General features: G+C 66.2%; 1 protein-coding gene. It reads left to right on the plus strand.

The features are described 5' to 3' along the window. On the plus strand, positions 1-284 hold a 284-nt coding region (gene nadA / locus ACWGS9_RS36180), incomplete at both ends, for a quinolinate synthase NadA (protein WP_454509550.1).

A 284-nucleotide genomic window follows, 5' to 3' on the forward strand; every position in this document is an offset into this window, starting at 1 on the left:
AGCTCCGCCGCCGTGAAGGCAGAGTCGGATATCTGCTGCACCTCAGGCAACGCGCTGGCGGCGGTGGAATCGCTCGGGGCGCCGCGCGTCATCATGCTGCCTGACGAATATCTGGCGAGGAACGTCGCGGCGCAGACGAAGGTCGAGATCATCGCCTGGAAGGGACGCTGCGAAGTGCATGAGCGCTTCACGGCGGCCGACATTCGTGAGCTGCGCGAAGCGCATCCGGGCGTCACGGTTCTTGCCCATCCCGAATGTGCACCGCAGGTCGTCGCCGAGGCCGA

The sequence above is a fragment of the Mesorhizobium sp. Arg314 genome (assembly GCF_053714275.1).